This is a genomic window from uncultured Chitinophaga sp. (assembly GCF_937874145.1).
In the GTDB taxonomy this organism is placed as follows: domain Bacteria; phylum Bacteroidota; class Bacteroidia; order Chitinophagales; family Chitinophagaceae; genus Chitinophaga.
Map to the genome: position 1 here is coordinate 1 of NZ_CALNBI010000174.1, position 3,616 is coordinate 3,616.

Here is a 3,616-nt window from a genome sequence, read left to right on the forward strand (position 1 = left end):
GGCCCTGGTCGTCCTGCGTGATGCCCCATTGCCCGCGGAAATGCGTGTCTTCTTTCTTCCATTTCCCGTTTTCGAGGCGATAGCGTTTGGACGATTTGGCGGAATAAATCCAGTTGTCCATGGCGCGGAGGAGGCCGTTGGGCTGGTGTTCCACGTTGCCGCCTTCGGTGTAAAGGGAATCGACGAGGGTTTTGCGGCCGGGTTTGTCGTTATTGATTTCGATGAACCACAGGCGCGGGGGCTCCGCTACGAGCAGGCCGTTGCCTACTATGGCGAGGGCGCGGGGGAGCACAAGCGAATCGAGGAAAACGGTGCGGGTATCGGCGGTGCCGTCGCCGTTGGTGTCTTCGAGGATGACGATCTTCCCGTTGGGCGCATCTTCCCCGGTGCCAACCGTATCGGGCATGTAACCGGTCATTTCCGCGACCCACATGCGGCCGCGCTGGTCGAATGTCATGGCGACGGGCACGATGACCTGGGGCTCGGCGGCTACCACCTGGGCCGTGAAACCGTCTTCCAGGCGGAATGCCTGGAGCGATTGATCCGCCGTGAGCACGGGGCTTTCCGCGAAAGCCTCGCGCATGGCGAGGGAGTCCCCTTTCCCCGGTTTGCCTGCTTGCTGACAGGCCGAAACGCCCCACAGGGCTAAAAATCCGCAGAAATATGTCCGAATCCTGATGTTAAAGCCTGCCGTCATGCTTGGAAATCGATTGTAATTAGCCGAAAATATACAAATCCTCCCGCGATAGTCAAAAATTTGCGGGGGCAAAAATACGGTACGGCGGGTCAAAAACGATGTAAATAAGGACCAGCGGTTGAGGGCATCCATCAGAAAAACCGCCGCCTGAAAACGTCCCGGATATGGGAATAGCCGTTCATCAGGCTGCCGATCACGAACAGTTCTTTCAGGTTGTTCCGCACGGTGCTGCGCATGATCCGCACCACCACGTCTTTCTCCACCTCTCCCTTCTCCTTCACCTTGGCCAGCAAATTCACCGCCACCAGGGCCAGCAGCGCGCCGATGAGGAACAGGAAGTTCCAGTCCTGCAGCTCAATGATATGCAGGGATTTGGTCCACCGCGGGCCGCCCCATTCCGCATCCACCTTCAGGTGGCGGCCGGTGAAGTAATCGGCCAGCAAGCCGCCGGCCAGCGGCGCCAGGGCGGAAAAGATGGCGGTAACGATGTTCTTGGCGGAAAGATAGATGATCGCATCGGACGTGGGCGCCAGTTTCAAACCGATATTGGTCAAACTGAGGTTGATCCCCGCGTTCGAGAATCCCATCATGATATGAATTACCGACAGCAGTAACAAGTTCGGCCACATATAACTCCATATCCCCACGAAGCACCAGGCCAGCAGGCAAATGATATAAATCGGCGCGCCGATGGCGATGATCGTCTTGTTGCTGTACCGGTCCGCGAACTTCCCCCAGAGGCGGATCGTGAGGATGCTGCTTACCTGGCTGAGGATCGTAAACCCGATGATGTAAGACAGCGGCAGGTTCATGCTCTTCATCATAAACACGTTGAAGAACGGCATCGCGATGTTGACCGCAAACACCCAGGCGGAATTGAAAACCAGCAACCGCCTGAAATTGGCGTCGCGGAGCGGGCGGCGGAGCATCACGAACAGGTTCTCCCGCGGCATGATCTTTTTCGGCTCCGGCGTGGCCGCCAGCATCGATGAACCGATCATCCCGGACGTTCCCGCCAGCACGAACATCACACCGTAACTCTGCAACTCCCATTCAGGATGATTGTCTTTCACGAAGTCCAGCCCGAACGCCAGCAACAGGCTCAGTATCACGTTCAACGTCTGCATCAATGCACTGCGCCGCCCGAAGAACGCGCCCAGCCGGTTATCGGGGATCAGGTCCTTCATCCAGGAATTCCAGCTGGCGCCGGCGATGGCGCCTGACAGGTAATAGAAAAAAAGTACTGGAATCAGTAATTCGAGTGAAAGAAAACCGGGGAATAAAATAGGCACCAACCCCACCAGAATGAGTGGAAACCGCGCCAGCAAAGAACAGTATACAGTAATGGCGCGCCGGTTATTGAACTGTCGCACCAGCCATACGGACACGAGCTGGAAAACATTTACCATCGTCGGCAAAGCGGCGATCAGCCCCAATTGCAGGTTGTTCGCATCCATCAGGATGGCCATGGCGATGATGAAGGCGCCACCCGTGAGCGTCGTCATCGCTTCCGAAAACAACCCGTCCCAAACTACCCGCTTCAGGCCTTTGTCTACTTCCTGTTCCGTCAATACGTCTTTCGGCTGTAAGTTCATGTACCCGGTTTGGGGTTGCTGCGCAATCTTTGTGCCGGATACTGCTGTTTAACGGGCTGATAATAAACGGCAACAGGCGCCCCGGGGAAGAGGCGCCTGTTGTTTATCAAAAGTACAATTCTTAACTAGTTGAGGCTCCGGAAGTCTACCGGCACCAGCTTGCTCACGCCGGGCTCCTGCATGGTAACTCCGTAAATCACGTCCACCGCGGCCATCGTTTGCTTGTTGTGCGTAACGATGATGAACTGCGAGTTGTCGGAGAACTTGCGGATCATGTTGGTGAACTTGCCTACGTTGGCGTCGTCGAGCGGCGCGTCCACCTCATCGAGGATACAGAACGGCGCGGGCTTGATCAGGTAAATGGCGAACAGGAGCGCCGTGGCGGTGAGGGTCTTTTCTCCACCCGACAGCTGCGTGATCGCGGCGGGGCGTTTCCCTTTCGGCTTGGCGATGATCTCGATACCGGTGTCCGCCAGGTTGGTGGGGTCGTTCAGGATCATGTCGCACTGGTCTTCTTCGGTAAACAGCGCCTTGAACACGCGAATGAAGTTTTCCTTCACCTGGTTGAACGTGTCGAGGAACTTCTGGTTGGCCGTGGACTCCACTTCCTGGATTGTGGCCATCAGCGACTCCTTCGCGCTCACCAGGTCGTTCTTCTGTTCCAGGATGAACTCGTAGCGCTTTTTCATTTCCGTATATGCCTCGATGGCCGTGGGGTTGATCTCGCCCATGTTCTCCAGGCGCTTCTTCAGCCTTTCGGCGTTGGCCTGCAGGTCTTCCACAGACTGCGTACCGGTGCGGTCTTCGTCGAGGATCTCGTCGAGGTTGACTTTAAACTCCACGCTCAGGCGCTCTTTCATGGAGGCGAGCTGAAGCTTCAGTTCGTTCACTTTATCCTTGATCTGGTTGAGCTGCTGGTCGAGCAGGTCGCGCGTTTTCTGCTTGGAGCGCAGAATGCCTTCCAGTTCCTGGAGGTGGTTGCGGAAATTATAGTATTCCTGGTCTTTTTCGTTAACGGCTTTTTCTTCTTCTTCGCGGCGGCGGAACAGTTCCACCAGCCCGTCTTCCGAGGTGCTGAGACGGTCTTCAGCGGCGGCGATGTTGCCGGCTGTATCTTCCAGCTGCTTGCGGTTGCTTTCGATCTGCGTGTGCAGGTCGGTGAGCTGTTTGCGCTTGAATTCCAGCTCCTGTTTGAGGGCCTGCACCTTGCTTTGCTGGCGCGTGTGCTGCAGGTTCTGGTTATTGAACTGGACGTTCGCCTGGTTGAATTGCTGCTCAGCTTCCTGGCTGGCCTTTTCGGCTGCCGCGATATTGTCCTGCAGGC

1 protein-coding gene and 2 pseudogenes are annotated in these 3,616 nt (G+C 56.4%); all 3 read right to left on the reverse strand.

Annotated features, from left to right (window positions below; genetic code table 11):
* Positions 1 to 697: pseudogene (locus Q0510_RS08300) on the reverse strand (dehydrogenase); the annotation flags it as partial.
* A 131-nt stretch (positions 698 to 828) separates the two neighbouring features.
* Positions 829 to 2,292: an MFS transporter gene (locus Q0510_RS08305; protein ID WP_298709985.1), complete on the reverse strand. Its 1,464-nt coding sequence runs from the start codon at positions 2,290 to 2,292 to the stop codon at positions 829 to 831.
* 125 nt (positions 2,293 to 2,417) lie between these two features.
* A pseudogene (locus Q0510_RS08310) lies at positions 2,418 to 3,616 on the reverse strand (chromosome segregation protein SMC); the annotation flags it as partial.

Excerpts from the sequence above, each read along its gene's own strand:
- Q0510_RS08305 (WP_298709985.1), bottom strand. The coding sequence starts at position 2,292 with ATGAACTTACAGCCGAAAGACGTATTGACGGAACAGGAAGTAGACAAA.